Below are 254 nucleotides of genomic sequence, written 5' to 3' on the forward strand. Positions count from 1 at the left end.
GCCAGCGGCAACCGCGGAGATCGCGGAAATCGGCATTGCGCTCGGTCTGCCCCGCCAGGACCGCGGTGCCGATCAGCTGGCCGACGCCACGATCACGGAAGTAGCGCGACTGTTCAACGCGATCGGCATCACGCGAACGCTGGCTGACCTCGGCCTTCCCGAGGACAAGATCGACTGGACGGCGGAACAGGCGCTCGGCATCGACCGGCTGATCAAGAACAATCCCCGCCCCTTCGATCTACCGGCGATGCAGC

Annotated in this window: 1 protein-coding gene; it reads left to right on the top strand. The window is 66.1% G+C overall.

The window, feature by feature from the left end:
• The coding region (locus EN853_RS33560; RefSeq protein ID WP_135861380.1) for an iron-containing alcohol dehydrogenase at positions 1–254 on the top strand (254 nt) is incomplete at both ends.

The sequence above is a fragment of the Mesorhizobium sp. M1C.F.Ca.ET.210.01.1.1 genome (genome assembly GCF_004791585.1).
In the GTDB taxonomy this organism is placed as follows: domain Bacteria; phylum Pseudomonadota; class Alphaproteobacteria; order Rhizobiales; family Rhizobiaceae; genus Mesorhizobium.